Annotated in this window: 15 protein-coding genes and 1 pseudogene; 10 read left to right on the top strand and 6 right to left on the bottom strand. The window is 69.8% G+C overall.

Annotated elements, in window-relative coordinates:
- Positions 1–127 precede the first annotated feature (127 nt).
- Together LHJ74_RS18135 and LHJ74_RS18130 are read right to left on the bottom strand one after the other, a co-directional pair.
- Entirely contained in the window at positions 128–931 is an 804-nt protein-coding gene (locus LHJ74_RS18135) for a peptidoglycan recognition protein family protein (RefSeq protein WP_375546782.1), read from the bottom strand.
- 120 nt (positions 932–1,051) lie between these two features.
- Complete coding sequence (locus LHJ74_RS18130; RefSeq protein WP_260219117.1) at positions 1,052–2,068, bottom strand: DUF5954 family protein; 1,017 nt, start codon at positions 2,066–2,068, stop codon at positions 1,052–1,054.
- A gap of 180 nt (positions 2,069–2,248) precedes the next feature.
- On the opposite strand from LHJ74_RS18130, the pseudogene LHJ74_RS34460 reads away from it, so the two are divergent.
- The 6 genes and pseudogenes from LHJ74_RS34460 to LHJ74_RS18100 form a co-directional block, all read left to right on the top strand.
- Positions 2,249–2,755, top strand: a pseudogene (locus tag LHJ74_RS34460) (pyridoxal-dependent decarboxylase); the annotation flags it as partial.
- Positions 2,756–2,816: 61 nt separating this feature from the next.
- Complete coding sequence (locus LHJ74_RS34455; protein WP_260219116.1) at positions 2,817–3,647, top strand: pyridoxal-dependent decarboxylase; 831 nt, start codon at positions 2,817–2,819, stop codon at positions 3,645–3,647.
- Positions 3,648–3,776: 129 nt separating this feature from the next.
- Positions 3,777–4,715 carry a nitroreductase/quinone reductase family protein gene (locus tag LHJ74_RS18115; protein ID WP_260219115.1) on the top strand — a complete coding sequence of 313 codons (939 nt, stop codon included), beginning with the start codon at positions 3,777–3,779 and terminating at the stop codon, positions 4,713–4,715.
- A gap of 225 nt (positions 4,716–4,940) precedes the next feature.
- A complete protein-coding gene (locus tag LHJ74_RS18110) occupies positions 4,941–5,351 on the top strand; it encodes a MarR family winged helix-turn-helix transcriptional regulator (RefSeq protein ID WP_311203320.1) in 411 nt (136 codons plus the stop codon).
- 292 nt (positions 5,352–5,643) lie between these two features.
- A complete protein-coding gene (locus LHJ74_RS18105) occupies positions 5,644–5,832 on the top strand; it encodes a hypothetical protein (protein WP_260219113.1) in 189 nt (62 codons plus the stop codon).
- Between the two features lie 117 nt (positions 5,833–5,949).
- On the top strand, positions 5,950–7,140 hold the full coding sequence (locus LHJ74_RS18100) for a hypothetical protein (protein WP_260219112.1): 1,191 nt from the start codon (positions 5,950–5,952) through the stop codon (positions 7,138–7,140).
- A gap of 62 nt (positions 7,141–7,202) precedes the next feature.
- Here LHJ74_RS18100 and LHJ74_RS18095 read toward each other — a convergent pair whose 3' ends face one another.
- On the bottom strand, positions 7,203–8,009 hold the full coding sequence (locus LHJ74_RS18095; RefSeq protein WP_260219111.1) for a GNAT family N-acetyltransferase: 807 nt from the start codon (positions 8,007–8,009) through the stop codon (positions 7,203–7,205).
- The gene (locus LHJ74_RS18090) at positions 8,006–8,851 is read right to left on the bottom strand and encodes a class I SAM-dependent methyltransferase (protein WP_260219110.1); all 846 of its coding nucleotides are present in this window, start codon (positions 8,849–8,851) and stop codon (positions 8,006–8,008) included. Before LHJ74_RS18090 ends, LHJ74_RS18095 begins: the two co-directional genes overlap by 4 nt.
- Before the next feature lie 235 nt (positions 8,852–9,086).
- Between LHJ74_RS18090 and LHJ74_RS18085 the strand changes: the two genes are divergently transcribed.
- Positions 9,087–10,625: a N,N-dimethylformamidase beta subunit family domain-containing protein gene (locus LHJ74_RS18085; protein ID WP_260219109.1), complete on the top strand. Its 1,539-nt coding sequence runs from the start codon at positions 9,087–9,089 to the stop codon at positions 10,623–10,625.
- Here LHJ74_RS18085 and LHJ74_RS18080 read toward each other — a convergent pair.
- Both LHJ74_RS18080 and LHJ74_RS18075 read right to left on the bottom strand, forming a co-directional pair.
- Entirely contained in the window at positions 10,564–11,316 is a 753-nt protein-coding gene (locus LHJ74_RS18080) for an HAD family hydrolase (RefSeq protein ID WP_260219108.1), read from the bottom strand. The genes LHJ74_RS18085 and LHJ74_RS18080 overlap by 62 nt on opposite strands.
- A 7-nt stretch (positions 11,317–11,323) precedes the next feature.
- Positions 11,324–12,487 (bottom strand): serine/threonine protein kinase, encoded by a 1,164-nt coding sequence (locus tag LHJ74_RS18075; protein ID WP_260219107.1) that lies wholly within the window; start codon positions 12,485–12,487, stop codon positions 11,324–11,326.
- Between the two features lie 301 nt (positions 12,488–12,788).
- On the opposite strand from LHJ74_RS18075, the gene LHJ74_RS18070 reads away from it, so the two are divergent.
- The 3 genes from LHJ74_RS18070 (at position 12,789) to LHJ74_RS18060 (ending at position 15,998) form a co-directional block, all read left to right on the top strand.
- On the top strand, positions 12,789–14,078 hold the full coding sequence (locus LHJ74_RS18070; RefSeq protein ID WP_260219106.1) for an extracellular solute-binding protein: 1,290 nt from the start codon (positions 12,789–12,791) through the stop codon (positions 14,076–14,078).
- A gap of 124 nt (positions 14,079–14,202) precedes the next feature.
- Entirely contained in the window at positions 14,203–15,156 is a 954-nt protein-coding gene (locus LHJ74_RS18065; protein WP_260219105.1) for a carbohydrate ABC transporter permease, read from the top strand.
- 74 nt (positions 15,157–15,230) lie between these two features.
- Positions 15,231–15,998: a carbohydrate ABC transporter permease gene (locus tag LHJ74_RS18060; protein ID WP_375546781.1), complete on the top strand. Its 768-nt coding sequence runs from the start codon at positions 15,231–15,233 to the stop codon at positions 15,996–15,998.
- Positions 15,999–16,068: the final 70 nt, after the last annotated feature.

Below are 16,068 nucleotides of genomic sequence, written 5' to 3'. Positions count from 1 at the left end.
CTGGATGCGCCGTGGGGAATGACGTTACGGAGCGCGCGGAGCCGCCACGAGGGCCGTACGCACCGGGGTGAGGGTGGACTTTCGTGTACCCCACCGGTGTGTGCCGTAGCCCCGGCGGACGGCCCGTTCAGCGGGGCGGCTCGCCCCTCGTCTGCCCACCCCCGGCCCGCCCGTCCGCCCGCTGCCCGTCCTTCGCCGTCCGCTGCTGCTCCGCCGCCGCGTCCGTGCGGAGCGCGGCCACCTCGTCACGCAACTGCGGCAGGCGCGCGTAGAGGGCGTCGCCGGGACAGCTGGTCTCGAAGCCGTCCCGGTGGCCGGAGACCACCTCCAGCCGCACGTCTTCACCCTTCGGATAGCGGCTGCCGCCGTTCGTGGAGACCAGCCGTACCTTGCCGTGCGGGTCGGTGCCGGGCCGCAGCTTCCAAGCGGCCACGGCGGCTATCGAACGGAGCATCGCCCGGGGCACCGGCTGGCCCGCACCGAAGTTGCCGAGCGCGGCTATGCCCACGCTCCGGGCGTTGAACCCCTTGGTGTGGGCCCCCTTGACCGGGCGGTCCGCGCCGCCGCCGCGCCCCTCGTAGATGGTGCCGCAGCGGTCGACGACGAAGTTGTAGCCCATGTCGTCCCAGCCCATGTTCCGTATGTGGGTGGCCTGCAGCGTGCGCATCATGCCCGGCACGTCGGCGCAGTCGTATCCGTTGGGGTGGTTGGTGTGGTGGAGGAAGACGGCCCGCGCCCTGCCGTCCGCGTAGGCGGAGTGCTCCCGTACGAGCTGCTCGTCCGCCCCCCAGTCGGCGCGGCGTACGAACTCCGGGCGCGGAGCCGCCGGTCCGGCGGGGGCCTGGTTCCGGGCCTGGTTCGGCCGTGGCTCCGGCTGTCGTTCCTCTGCCGGGGCGTCCCATCGCGTCAGCACCGCCAGCAGCATCGCCATCGCTGCCAGGGGTGCGATCCTGGTCGGCCGCACAGATCACACCGTGCGCCCGCCCGGCCCGGGGGCCCACACGGGCGGGGCCGTTCGGGTGAGTGGAGCTCCCGCCGGAGGGGGCGTGGGTCAGTCGCCGTGGGTGATCTTGCCGTGTTCGTCCATGGTCGGGTGCATCTTCATCGGCTCGATCTCGTCCACGTCGGACGGACGCGGCCGCTCCGGGCCGTCCGGTCCGATCCGCAGCATCCGTTCCACCCGGACGATCTCGAAGTGGCGGCCCCGCACCCGCAGCGTGTTGCTCCGTCCGGCTTCCCGGAACTGCCGTGCCGCCTGCGCGTAGTCGCTCCGCTGCTCCTCGGTGAAGTGGTAGACCTGCGGCCAGAACTCCTCCATCGCGTTCGCCATCAGCCGCCGGGCGTCGTGCGGGGTGGGCTGGACCGAGGCCATCGGCTCCCAGGAGGCTTCCTTCTGCTCGGCGTAGGTGAAGCCCGTGGGGAGCAGGACCACGCCGGGGTGGGTCCGCACCGCGCGGGCCGAGTCCTCGCGTACGTCCTTCGGGTAGCGGTCGGCGGTGTAGCGCAGGGTGAGCAGCGACATGCGGTGCAGGCTCTCGGCCAGACCGGTGGCCTCGGCATGGTCGATGACGAACCCCTTGACGCGCGAGGGTGAGCCCTTGCCCGGATCCCAGGAGTGGTCCGACGGCTCCGGGTCGGTGGGGCGGGGCGGCTCCAGGCCGTCGGGGCCGATCCGGGCGAACTCGTCGCCGCGCACCACCCGGTAGCGGACGGAGTCGGCCGTCACCTCGTTCACCGGTTCGGTCTCCAGCAGGGCGACTGCGGCCAGGAGTTCGCGGCGTACGACGGGGTCGTCCGTGCCGTCCTTCGCGTGGAACCACAAATGGGAGTTGAGCCCGTCCCGGGCGTCCTGGGGATAGCCGCCGTGCATCTCGCTCAGCAGCCGCCAGCGGCTCCCGTCCGACGGGTGCTGCGCGGCGAAGCCGAAGACCGGTCCGCGCAGGACGACGTTCGGATAGCGGCGTGCCGACTCCCAGGCGTCCGCTTCGGTTACCTGCGAGACGGGATCGTCCCGCTGGACGACGTTCACGGTCAGGTGGTCCGCCGGGTTCCTTGGCTGTCCGTCCATGCACACATTGTGGCCGCTCGGTGCCCCTCCGTCAGGCGGTCCCGGAATCTTCCGGCCCCGAGCGGGCCGCCTGAATGGCCGCCCATGCTTTGCCGGATGCGTCCTGTCGCCGTTCGCTGGAGGAGACGTACCGGTGTTCGGGCGTACGGGTGAGAATGAACCGCCAAGGGACGAGGGACCATGCCACTGCACGCCGTCTCCGCCGCCACGGGTAGCGAGCCGACCGATGTCTACGCGCGGCCCATGAGCGCCGGCCCGCTGCCGCGGCGCCGGATCGGCGACGGTCCGGCGGATCCGTTCACCGTCTACCAGCTGCTCCGCGACGAGCTGGAGTTGGACGGCAACGCCTCGCAGAACCTCGCGACGTTCTGCACCACCTGGAGCGAGCCCCAGGTGCACCGGCTGATGGACGAGAACCTCGCCAAGAACCTGATCGACAAGGACGAGTACCCGCTGACGGCGGAGATCGAGAACCGCTGTGTGCACATCCTCGCCAACCTGTGGAACGCCCCGGACGCCCCGGACGCCCCGGACGGCAGCTCGGCGACCGGCTGTTCGACGACCGGGTCGAGCGAGGCGTCCATGCTCTGCGGGCTCGCCCTGAAGTGGCGCTGGCGGCAGCGGCGCGAGGCCGCCGGGAAGGAGACCGGACGGCCGAACCTCGTCTGCGGCCCGGTCCAGGTCTGCTGGGAGAAATTCTGCCAGTATTTCGACGTCGAACTCCGCCGCATTCCCCTGGAGCGGGGGGGTGAACGGCATCCGCCCGCATCAACTGCGCGGCTATGTGGACGAGAACACGATCGGCGTCGTCGCCATCCTCGGCGTCACCTACACCTGCGACTACGAACCGGTGGAGGCGCTCGCCGCCGAACTCGACGCGATCGAAAGCGATACGGGAATCGATGTGCCGCTGCATGTCGACGCCGCGAGCGGAGGATTCGTCGCTCCCTTCGTCCAGCCTGGTCTGGTCTGGGACTTCCGCATTCCGCGGGTGAAATCGATCAACGCGTCCGGACACAAGTACGGAATGGCCCCGCTCGGTGTCGGCTGGGCGGTGTGGCGGCACGAAAGGGAGCTGCCGGAGGAGCTGGTCTTCCGTGTCAGTTATCTGGGCGGCGATATGCCCACCTTCGCGCTGAACTTCTCCCGCCCCGGCAACGGGGTCGTCGCACAGTATTTCCTGCTGCTGCGGCTGGGCCGCGAGGGCTACCGGCAGGTCCAGCAGAGGTGTCTGGAAACGGCCGTACGGGTCGGCGCGGAGGTGGCGGCAATGGAGTGTTTCCAGCTCCTCTACGACGGGCGGGGCGCGCTGCCCGCGATCTCGTACACCCTCCGGCGCCCGGCCGACTCGCCGTTCGATCTGTACCAGCTCTCGGACCAGCTGCGGCAGCGCGGCTGGCAGGTCCCGGCCTATCCGCTGCCGGCCGACCGGTCGGAGACCGTGATCCACCGCGTGCTGATCAGGCACGACTGCAGCGACGACCGGATGGAGCTCTTCCTGCGGGATCTGCGGCACAGCGTGTCCGCGCTCACCACCGCCGAGGGCGGGCCCCGGGGCCGGGTCGCCTTCCACCACTGAGGCTGCGAGGCGGCGAATCCCGTGGTTGACGGGTTCGCCAGGGCGTGCCTACGGTTGAACTACATTTGCTTTCAAAGCAAAGAGTTTCTGCCAGGCTGCCCTGCCTGGACACCCTGACGGAGGATCGCCATGAGCGAGCAGCGAGCGGACCGCGGCCTGAGCTGGAACGAGCAGGTCATCAAGGAGTTCCGGGAGAACAACGGTGCGGTGGGCGGCATGTTCGAGGGCGCCCCCCTGGTGCTGCTGACCACCGTGGGCAGGAAGTCGCGGAAGCCGCACACCAATCCCGTGATCCACCTCCGGGACGGTGAGCGCCACCTCGTTTTCGGATCCAACGCGGGCAGCGACAAGCACCCGGACTGGTATCACAATCTGCTGGCCAGCCCCCAGGTCACCATGGAGATCGGCACCGAGGACGGCGCGGTGAAACCCTTCGCCACCCGGGCCGTACCGCTGGAGGGGGAGGAGCGCCACCACTACTGGGAGCTGCAGTGTTCCCTCGCCCCGCCCTTCCGCCGCTACGAGGAGCAGACCGACCGGGAGATCCCCGTCGTGGCCCTGTATCCGCTGGACCTCTCCGCGGAGTCGGAGCGCACCCGGCCGATCGGGCAGCAGCTGATCGCCCATCACCAGGACCTCCGGGCGGAGCTTGCCCGGGTACGCGCCGAGATCGAGGGGGCCCTCACCGGTGGGGACGGTCCGGAGGGCGTGCGTCCACCTGCCGCCGGTCTGACCGAAGAACTGCGGCGGCGCTGCCTGACCTACTGCTACGGGTTGCAGCTGCACCACATCCGGGAGGACGGCGCCTTCTCCGCCTTCGAGAGGCAGTGGCCATGGCTCGGCCCCGCCATCGAGCGGCTGCGGGCGGAGCACCGGGTGGTGGAGGAGGCGCTGGCCGGGTTCGAGGAGTTGCTGGAGCAGGCGCGCAACGGCGAGACGGACGCGGCGGCGGTCCACGACGAACTGGAGAAGGTGACGGGCGGCCTCGAAGACCATTTCGCCTACGAGGAGAGGGTGCTCCTCCCGGCGCTCGATCAGTCGCCGTCGCCGTCGCCGCCGTCCCCGTGACCCTGACCGGCCCTTGGTCATGCCGCGCCCGAGCAGGCTGAGCGGCTGAGCCCCTGCGGTATCGTGAGCGGCGCAGGGGAACTTTGCTTTGAAAGCAAAGCGGCGAGGAGGCTTGGGCGGATGTCGGCAAAGCCCGCAGAGCCTCCTGAGTCCTCTGAGCCCTCTGAGTCCTCCGATCAGGCTGGTCTGAGCAGGGACGACGCGGTCCGTGCGATGTTGGTGCTGATGCCACGGCTGGTGCAGCGCGTGAAGCGGACCACCGTCCCCGAGCGGCTCCGGTCGATGAACCTGGCGCCCCGGCACCTCTCCCTCCTGGCCCATCTCGTCTTCGACGGCCCGGCACTGGTGAACGAACTGGCCGCCCGGCTGGAGGTCGCCCCGACGACGGTGAGCCTGATGGTCGGCGACCTCAGCCGGGCGGGGGTCCTGGAGCGGCAGGCCGATCCCTCCGACCGTCGCCGCACCATCGTCTCGCTCACCCAGGACCCGGAGACCCGAAAGGCCGTCAACCACTGGCTGGCCAGGGGCTCCGACGCCTGGCGGGAGGCGTTCGATCCGCTGTCCCCCGAGGAGCGCGCGCTCTTCGTGCGGACCCTCGAGGCGTACGAGAACGCGACTTCCGCAGAAGCCGACTGAGCGGCGGTCCCAGTGGCTGGCCCCTTCCCCGCCGGCTGAGCCCGAATTTCGCAAGGTTCTTCGAATACCGTGAATTCGGCCGACGCCTCGGTGCAGGCATATGCCAATTCCTTTCGGCGGCTCACCGCGCAGGAGCGATCCGGCGTGCATGCCGCACACTGTCAGGGTTCTGAAGCGTTGCGAAGAGTCCGGCGGAGGTCTCACCATGCGCCGAGCCAGGCGATATCTGCTTCTTTCCCTGCCCTTGCTCTTATCCGCGGGGCTCGTCATCGCGGTGCACACAATCAGCGGGGTGCATCTCGTCATGCGGATGTATGTGGACATCGTGGTGGGAATCTCCTGGGCCGTCGGCATCGGGATCGCCGTCCGCTGGAAAAGCAGCGAGACCGAGAGCCGGTTCGCGGACCCGCCGGCTGTCCGGTACGCCGGGGACCGGGAGTTCCGGACGCGCTCGCGCCGCCATTCCTCGCACTGGATCTGACCGGATTTGGGATCTGTCCGGTTCCCGCTCTTGATCCTTTCTCCTCGACGTGGCGTGCTGTGGCATCTGCCACGATGAAGTGCCAGGGGCCTCCCGCCGTCGCGACAAGGAGTGCCGATGACCGGTGTACGCATCAGTTCCGCTGTGATGACCCACCCGCTGCGCAAGGCCCAGGCCGAGGAGTTGGTCGCCCGGCTGGGCCTGGACGGACTGGCGCTCGACCCGGCGCCACAGGAGGAGGCATCCGCCCTGCGGACGGCGTTGGTCGCCTGGTCGGCGATGCCCGAGGGGGCGACCCACCAACTGGTGATGCAGGACGACGTCGCCGCCCCGCCGGAGTTCCCCGCCCTCGTCGCCCGCTGTGCCGCCCGGTTCCCGGACGAGGCCCTCGTCTTCTACACCAACTGGCATGCCCGCAACGGTGCTGCCGTACGGCTGGCCGCACTGGCGGGGGCGGGCTGGGTGCGTGCCGTGCCGGAGGAGTTCACTCCGACGCTGGCGACCTGTCTGCCGGCCGCGCTGGTGCGGGAGTTCCGGGAGTTCGCGCGGGGGAGGGTGGAGGAGGAGCGGCACGACGACGAGGTGCTCGCCCAGTTCCTGCGCCGGAGGGGCCGCCCGGCGCTGCTGGCCGTCCCCGGCGTGGTGGAGCACATCGGCACCAGCAGCATCAACGGCCATGCCGCACAGGGCGTACGGCGGGTCGCCTGTCCGGTGGACATCGCCGACGCGGCGCGGCTGCTGCCGGAAGGATGGGTGCTGGAGGACATCGACTGGCTCCCCTACATGCGCTACGGCGCGGGCTATCTGCGCGAGGGCGCCCGGCAGCCGGAAAGCGACGGGACGCGCCCGCACGTCGGCTGGCAGGAGGCGCTGCCCGGCACCGGTCTGACGGAGGAGCGGCTGCGGTATCTGGCAGGCGAAAACCGCCCGTTCACCGCCACGGAGGTGAGCTGGCTCTTCGGCGCCGGATTCGCGAACGAACTGTGGACGCACTGCCTGCTGTTGGGCAGACAGGCGGTTGTGGCGTCCCGGCAGGCGCACGGGTTGGCGGCCGGGGAGCCGGCAGTGGCCGATCTGGCAGCGGCCGAGCGAATCGCCGGTGGCCGGACCGTGGACGGCGGGATCGTCGAAGACGGGCTGAGTGAAGAAGAGCGGTCCGTCGCGCGGGTACGTTCGGCCGCGCTGTCCACGGTCGGCATCGCGGGCCTGCCGCCCGAACGCCGCCCCGACGTGCGCCCGGAGCACAACCACCTGCTCACGGCGCACGCCTGGAGCGCCGTCCGCCGGGGGGCGTACCCGCTGGGCTGACGCGGGGCGCCGCCCCGTCCGCGGCGTCCAGGCCGCCGCTCTCCCGGCTCGACGCGCCCCGGCTACGGCTCCCGTGCCGGGGCCGCGTCGTGCAGGATCCAGACCCCGGGCTCCCAGTACGCGCCCAGATCGCGCGCGTGATCGATGCGTACGGTGGCCAGCCCGTGCGGAAACACGTAATCCCCGTCGTCCGGGAAGGCCATGCCCGTCCAGGACTCCCATTCGGCGACCGTGCCGGTGATCCGCGACGACCGTCCGCTCGCGGCCGAGAGCGTGCCCCCGGCGCGCACCTGGGTGCGGATCCACGGATCGAACGGCGCCCCGTCGGCACGCTGCCACGCGGCGTACCGCTCGATGGGCACGAGCGGATACCGGTCCTTCCAGGTGGGCCGCACCGGCACGATCACCCGGGAGAGACCGGCGTCGCGCGCTGTCTCCACCAACTGCCGCAGCAGCGGCCCGGAAAGCCCCCTGCCCTGGTGACCGGGAGCGACCTCCACGCCCAGCGCGCACAGTGCGCCCGGCGCACGGCCCGCGTCCAGGTCACGGAAGGCGGCGGCGATCGAGTCGTCGAGCCCGGGGCCCAGGCCCTCCGCCGTGCCGTCCCAGCTACGCGGCACGGAGCGGCCCGCGCCCAGGATGTCGTCGCGCGCCTCGTCGTACAGCACGAACTGGTACTCCGGGAAATCCTTGAACAGGCGGTTCCAGTAGTCGCCTTCGCCGTCGCTGATGTCCCCGTGCAGGTTGTACTCGGGCACCACTCCGGCGAACAGCGCGGGTATCCGGTCCCACAGCTCGGGCCGTTCGCTGTGGAGCACCACGGAGAACGCCGGAGAGGCGGGCTCGGCCCGCTTTCCCCCGGCGCTCACGGGACCACCACCTCCCAGATGATCACCAGCGGGATGCCGTCCCAGGCGGCGCGCGCGGCGTCGGCGATGAACTCCTCGTAACCGCCCGGCGCCAGCCGCCCGTTGAACACCGGCTCCCGGCAGTCACGGACGCTCAGCCCTGCGGCCCGGAACGCCGCGAAGTAGTCGCTGGGCAGGTGGACATGGTTGCGTACGTACGCCAGCCGTTCCGATCCGGCCACGAACAGGCACTGGCCCTGAAGCGAGACGACGAACGGGTGCAGGTCCGAGATGACGATCCGGCCGCCGGGGCGCACCACCCGGGCGAGTTCGGCCACGCCCGCCGTGAGGTCGGGCAGATGGGTCATGGCGAGGGAGCAGACGGCGAGGTCGACGGAGTCGTCCTTCAGCGGCAGTTGCTCCAGGTTCCCTTCCCGGAACTGTGCCGCCGGTGCCTTCTGCCGGGCCTTGTCCAGCATGTGCGGCGACTGGTCCACCCCGGTCGTACGGTATCCGCGCGCCGTCAGGGCGGCCGTCTGGCGGCCGGTGCCGCAGGCGGCGTCCAGGGCGTCGCCCACCGGGCCCTGGTCGAGGAGTTCGTGGACGAGGGGCTCTTCGACCTCGATGAAGGAACTGGGCAGCGAGTCGTAGACCGAGGACCAGGCCGCGTACCCGGCCGCCGGGGTGAGTTCCCGCACGCTCGCCCCGCCGTCCGGAAGGCCCTCTCCTGAGCCGTCGGCGAATCTTCGGATCTCCTCCACCCGCCGCGCCAGGAACTTCTCGTCACCATGGATCGCGTGCCGCAGCAGAGCCAGTCCCTCAATGCCCAGGACCAGCTCGCGGACTCGGAATTCACTGTCCATTCGATTCCCTTGTGACTCGGGCGCCGGACGGTTTTCCGTCCACGCTCCGCGCTACCCGTGCGTCGTTGCGGATATTCGGCGGGCCGGGGTTGTTGTCCAGAATTGGCCCAGGCCGGGCCGGTATTCTTCGCGGCGATTGTCGGCGGCTGGGGAAGCATCTAGCATTCGCGCGACAACAGCCCGCGTCATACGGGCATTCTGACGTACGCAAGTCCCATGGAAGGGGCCGTTCGCGATGATTGAGGGTTATGTGCACCGGGAGAGCGTCATCGCCGGAAGTACGCTGCGGATGCATGTCTCCACGGACGCCGCCGATTTCCGGATACGCTGCTACCGGCTGGGCCGCGAGCTGGTGTTCATGGGTGAGTCGGGTCCCTATTCCGGTGTGTGGAGCCCGCCGCCCCCGCATCCGGACGGCGATCCGGAGCACGCCTCGCCCGCTGAGGCGTGGGGCTGGCCCGCTTACGGCCTGCCGGTACCGGAGCACTGGCCGCCGGGCATCTATCTCGCCCACCTCGCCCACCTCGTCGAGGGCGGCACCGCAGAAGGCACCGCAGACAGCGCGGCAGACAGCGCCGCAGCCAGCGGTGAGAGCGGCGGGGAGATCGACGGCATCGAGGGCTTCGAGCGGGAGTTCTTCGTCGTACGGCCCCGGATGCCGGGCCGCACCGCCCGCATCCTGTACAAGAAGTCGACCTTCACCCGGCACGCGTACAACCAGTCGAACCGCACCGGTCTGGTCCGCGCCAGCAGCCTCTACGAGCACCCCGTCTACCAGGAGGGCGGAGACGGCCCCGCCGGGGAGCCGCGCGGGCACAAGCTGAGCATGCACCGCCCCGGCGGTGTCATCGATCTCGCCTACTGGGACGCCCCGTTCATCGCCTGGCTGGAGCGCGCCGGCTATGACGTGGAGTACTGCACCGATCTGGATCTGCACGCCGACCCGGAGCTGCTCGCGCCCTACGACCTGCTGCTGAGCGTCGGCCATGACGAGTACTGGAGCGCGGCGATGCGCGAACGCGTCGCCGCTTTCACGCGCGGCGGCGGGAACGTCGCGTTCTTCAGCGCGAACACCTGCTGGTGGCGTGTGCATCCGGTGGACGGGGACACCGCGTTCGTCTCGGACACCGACCACCAGGTCGGCGACGCCTACCCCCATCTTCCGGCCACCGATCTGTGGTGGCAGCCCGCCCCCGACGGGGTCGGGGAACCGGAGAACACCCTGACCGGCGTCAGCTTCCGCAACGGCGGCATGTGGCCCGGCGAGTGGCCCGGCGACCGGCCCCGTGCGGGCTACACGGTGCAGCACGCCGGCCACTGGGTGTTCGAGGGCACCGGGCTGCGCGACGGTTCCGACGGCGGCCGGCCGGACGCGCTCGGCGCCGGAACACCGCTGATCGGCTACGAGTGCGACGGCGCTGCCTTCGCCTACGACGAGACGGGTACGGCCCGCGCCACCGGGGCGGACGGCACGCCCGGCTCCTTCCTGATCCTGGGCCTGTATCTGCTGGACCCGGTGCACGAGGACTTCCACCAACTGAAGTGGGGCCACTGGAACTGCCCCGCGCGCGAACGGGAGATCACCGGTCCGCGCGCGGCGACGATGGGCATCCACACCTCCGATGAGCCCGGCGGCGGCACGGTGTTCACGGCGGGCACGACCGACTGGCCGGTGGTGTGCGGCAGGGAGACGGACCCCGCGGTCGTCCGCGTCACCCGCAACGTCCTGGACCGCCTCGGCCGACGCGATCCCAGTCGTCCAGCAGGCCGCTGAGGCCGTGCAGCGTACTGATCCGCGCGGCCCCGTCCACCAGCGGCGGGGCCGCACCCTGCACCGCCCGGTCGGTGCGCCACAGATGCACCGCCCGCATCCCGGCGGCCAGCGGCCCGGCCACGTCCGCCTCCCACATGTCCCCGACGAACACCGCCCGCGCCGCGGGCACACCGCACCGCTCCAGCACCGTCCGGTAGATGCGCGGGTGCGGCTTGCGTGCCCCCGCCTGTGCCGAGCCGACCGCCACGCTCACCAGCCCGGCCAGCCCGACCGAGTCGAGAGTCCGCTCCAGGTCCCAGTACCAGTTGGAGCACACCGCGATCCGTACGCCCCGCGCGTGCAGCGCGTGCAGCACCTCCAGGGTGTCGTCGAAGAGCGCCAGCCGCAGGCTCTTCATCGTCCGGTCGATCTCGGTGACGAGCCCTTCGACTTCGCCCTCGGGCACGCCTGCGGCGCGCGCCCTGCGCCGCAGGCGCTCCAGCTCCCAGGCCAGATAAGCCTGTTCGCTGACCGAGTGGGCGGCGTGCTCCTCGCCGTCCGCCGGGCCCACCGACCACTGGTCGCCCCAGTGGTCGGCAGCCGCGTGCAGGCCCCTGCGGAGGAACACCGACCGGTGGCTGGCCGGGAGCGGCGGCACCATCCGCACCAGCGTGCCGTAGAAGTCGAAGACCACCACCCGGGCGCCGCTCACCACGGCATCAGAACCGTCCGTACCGGCGCGGGAAGTAGTCCTCCACCGTCCCCTCGCGCTCGATGTCGACCGTGGCGCAGTGCAGTCCGCCGCCGAACGGTCCGACCGCGCGGAAGGGCACCGGTACCACCTCGAAGCCGTACCCCGCCAGTTGCTCGGCGAGGCGGACCTCCTTCTCCTCGACGCACAGCGTGTTGGCGTCGAGGTTGAGCATGTTCCCCGCCAGCCAGGGGCTGCAGTACGAGAGCTTGGGCGGGTGCTCCCAACTGGCGGGCTGCACCGCCTCGACGATCTCCCAGTCGTTGAGCTTGAAGAACTCCATCAGCTCGGCGTCGGCGAGGCGTTCACCGCAGTGCAGCACCAGGCCGGGCCGCAGCGGCACCCAGGTGGCGTCGATGTGCAGCGGATGGGTGTTGGTCGAGGTCACCGCGTGCACCCGGTGGTCGGGGAAGTGGCGCTTGAGCCACTTGTAACCGCTGCGGTTGGTGACGAACGACAGCTGGACGAACAGGTCCTTGCCGAAACGGGCGACGTCGGCCGCGTCGAAGAGGGGTTCCTCCTCGGTCAGCACGAGGTCGTAATCGCGCACCCTGGCGAGCTGCTCCTCGGTGGTCAGCGTGTTGTAGGTGTCCCAGAAGCCGGGGCGGTAACTGGCCTCTGTCAGGCGGGGTTTGGGCGCCGCCTCCCAGCGCATGCGCTCATCGGCGTCGAACAGCCGCTGCAGCAGCGGCCGGTAGCACAGGTATTCGTGCCAGCGGCTGCGGTAGGACATGGTGGCTTCCAGCACCTCGTTGCCCACCGTCAGCAGCAGGTCGCGGGGCGGCATGCAGCCCGACATGGTCTCCTGCGTCCAGTCGGGTGTGGAGACCTGCCGGTTGAAGTCGACGGGGGTGGGGCGGTCGACCCGGATGCCGCGCCCGCGCAGCATCGCGGTGAAGTCGTCCAGCTGCTGGTTGGCCTCTGCGGTCATGTCGGCGGGCATCGGGCCGTACGTGCCCAGGGGGTAGCCGTCGTCGGGGAAGTCCCGCTGGACGGCGGGTTCGGGCGCCTGCACCACCGCCCCGTCGGCACGCCCGACGACGACGTGGCGTAACGGATCCCAGCCGTTCCATGAATTGACCCGCACGGGGCCGGTGTCCGGTTCCGCCTGCGTCGTGTCGTACTCAGTCACGTGCCACACCCTTCGATCGGGAACGTGGGAGACACGCGAGTCAACCTGGGGCAGGGGGGATATCACCGTCAAGGGTGACTCGGTCACGCACCGCACTGTTTGCGTCAAGTCTCGGTGGCCGGTGGCTCATGCCTCCGGCCTGTGATCATGGTATAGACCAATGCCCGCAAGGGGCGGGCGCCTGACCAGTGGTGCCTGGGGGCCCGCACCATATGGCTGGAACAAACCCCCGGGGTGGATTTCCGTATTCGGCGGGGTAGATAGCCGATCGGCGTTGACCCCCCTCGGGACGGAGCGCACCATGGCACAGCGCACATCTCGTATCTCCGCAGGCTTGGCAGTTCTCGCCCTGGTCACCACATTGGCGGGATGCAGCGATAACTCAGGGGATTCGGCGGCGGACTCCGGTGATCTGACGGTGTGGCTCACCGTGGACGCCCGGGAGAGCTGGCCGGATTTGGTGGAATCGACGAACAAGCGCTTCGCCAAGAAGTATCCCGACGTCAAGGTGAAGGTTCAGTACCAGCAGTGGACAAGTAAGAACCAGAAGATCGATGCCGCGCTCGCAGGCGAGGACGTGCCCGATATCGTGGAGATGGGCAACAGCGAAACGACGAATTACATCGTGAACGGCGCTTTCGCCGAGGTGGATCCGAAGGACTACGACAATTCGAAGGACTGGCTGCCCGCCCTCTCGACGGCCTGCCAGCTGGACGGCAAGACCTACTGCGTCCCCTACTACGTGGGCGCCCGGGTCGGCATCTACCGCACCGACCTGTTCGAGAAGGCCGGGATCGAGGAGCCGCCGAAGACGTACCCTCAGCTGCTCGCGGACCTCGAAGCGCTCAAGGAGAAGCACGGCGCCGACGACGAGAAGTTCTCCGCGATGTACATGCCCGGCCGCTACTGGTACGCGGCGATGGCCTTCGTGAAGGACGCGGGCGGCGAGATGGCGGTGGAGCGCGACGGCCGCTGGCACGGAGCGATGTCCTCGCCCAAGTCGGTCAAGGGCCTCACCGCCTGGTACGAACTGCTCGACACCTACCACGTCGGCGACCGCACGAAGGACAACGCGGACGAGCCGGCAGTCGTCGGCCAGGGCCACGTCGGGATGTTCTACGGCAACACCTGGGAGGCGATGGCCGCCGCCGACAAGCGCTCCGGCGGCAACCCCGAACTCAAGGGAAAGTTCGACACGTTCGCCTTTCCCGGCCCCTCGGGTGAGCTGCTGCCGCCCTTCCTCGGCGGCTCCACGCTGGCGGTCCCGGCCAAGTCCAAGAAGCAGGAGATGGCCGCCGAGTGGATCGGCCTCTTCACCGACAGCACCTCGCAGCGGAAGCTGATCGAGGTCGACACCCTGCCCAACAACAGCGCCCAGCTGGACGAGGTGCCCGCCGACGGCGTCAACGGGCCGGCCGCGAAGGCCGCCGAGCGCGGCTGGGTCACGCCGCTGGCACCGGGCTGGGTGGCCGTCGAGAAGTCCAACATCATGCAGGAGATGCTCCAGTCCATCGCCACCGGCAAGAAGTCCGTACAGGACGCCGCCGAGGAGGCCGACCGCCTCATCGACGAAGTGATCAACGAGAACTGACCTCAGGCTCCAGAGGGACCGGTCGAGTACGGCATGAGTGCTGCGCGCTGAGAGCTGAGTGCTGAGCGCGTACGCCTGCCCATGCCTGCCCCGGTGCGGACGAAGATTCGAGGAGTTCGCCTGCATGAAAACCGCGGACCCGCCGCGCCCCCGCACCCGGCCGAAGCGCCCGGGTGCGCCCGGTGCCCACCGCCGCAGGGCGCTGCCCTATCTGCTCATCGCCCCCACCATGCTGGCACTGTCCGCGGTGCTGGGCTATCCGCTGGTCAAGCTGGTCCTGCTGTCGTTCCAGGACATGACCCGAAAGGAGCTGTTCGCGGGCACCGACCCGCCCTGGGTCGGCTTCAAGCAGTACCGGTCGATCTTCACCGACGCGTTCTTCTGGGAAGTCGTCGGCCGCACCGCCTTGTTCACCGTTGTCTGCGTCGGCCTCACCATGGGGGTGGCGATGGGTGTCGCCCTGCTGATGCGCCAGGTCGACCCGTGGGTACGGGTGACGATGGCGGGGGTGCTCGTCGCCGTCTGGGCGATGCCGATCATGGTGGCGGCGGCGGTCTTCCGCTGGCTGACCGACACCGACTACGGGGTCGTCAACTGGGCCCTCGGCCTGCTGCCCGGAGCGGACTTCACCGGCCACAACTGGTTCGCCAACCCCTGGCACGGCTTCACGGTGATCGTGCTCGTCGTCGTGTGGGGCGCCGTCCCGTTCGCGACGATCACCCTGCACGCGGCGCTCACCCAGGTGCCCGCCGAGCTGGAGGAGGCGGCGCGGGTGGACGGCGCCCGGGGCTGGCAGCTCTTCCGCTGTGTCACCTTCCCCGTCATCAAACCGGCCTTCGTGATGGTCACGGCGCTGATGGCGATCTGGGACTTCGGGGTGTTCAACCAGATCTGGCTGATGCGCGGTGGCCAGCCGGAGAAGGAGTACTACCTGCTCGGGGTCTACTCCTTCACCGAGTCCTTCGCCGTCAACCGGTACAGCTCCGGGGCGGCAATCGCGGTCATCACGGTGCTGTTGCTGCTGGTCGGCGCCGTCGTCTATCTGCGTCAGCTGCTGAGGATGGGGGAAGTCGAGTGAGCGGCACCGCCACCCGTCAGGGCCGCAGGGGCCGCAGGCTCGCCAACACCCTGGGGCTGCTCTTCAGCGCACTGATGGCCTTCCCTCTCTACTGGATGCTCCTCACCGCGCTCCGCCCCGCCTCCGAGATCCGCCACTCGCCGCCGAGGTTCTGGCCCAGCCAGCTCACCCTGGAACACTTCCAACGGGCGATGGAGACCCCGACCTTCTGGTCCAACGTGCGCTCCAGTGTGATCATCGGCCTGGGCACCGTCGTCGTCTCCCTGCTCATCGGCACCCTCGCCGCCTTCGCCGTGGCGAGATTCCGCTTCGTCGGCCGCCGGGCCTTCGTCATGGCGATCCTCTGCATCCAGATGATCCCGCTGGCCGGGCTGATCATCCCGATCTACCTGCTGCTCAGCGACCTGGGCCTGACCGACAGCCTCACCGGCGTCATCGTCACCTATCTCGTCTTCATGCTGCCCTTCACCGTCTGGCTGCTGCGCGGCTTCATCCAAGGCATCCCGGTGGAGCTGGAGGAGGCCGCGATGGTCGACGGCTGCACCCGCTTCGGCGCGTTCCGCCGGGTCGTCCTGCCGCTCCTCGCTCCCGGGCTGGTCGCCACCTCCATCTACTCGCTGGTGCAGGCGTGGAACGAGTACGTGCTGGTGTACGTGCTGCTGTCCAGCAACGACAAGCAGACCCTGAGCATCTGGCTGGTGTCCTTCCAGACCAGCTTCGGCACCGACTACGGCGGCATGATGGCGGGCGCCACCCTCACCGCGCTGCCCGTGCTGATCTTCTTCATGCTCGTGCAGCGCCGGGTCGCGGCCGGCCTCGCGGCGGGAGCCGTCAAGGGATGACGGCAGCGCTGCCTTCGGGAGACACCCGCGGCTGGGGCTGGTGTTGGGGCTGGGGCTGCGGGCACGGACG

This window comes from Streptomyces gossypii, from assembly GCF_025165795.1.
GTDB classification, from domain to species: Bacteria; Actinomycetota; Actinomycetes; order Streptomycetales; family Streptomycetaceae; genus Streptomyces; species Streptomyces gossypii.
The sequence above is the reverse complement of the archived record's forward strand: the minus strand, read 5'-3'. Positions and strand labels throughout refer to the sequence as shown.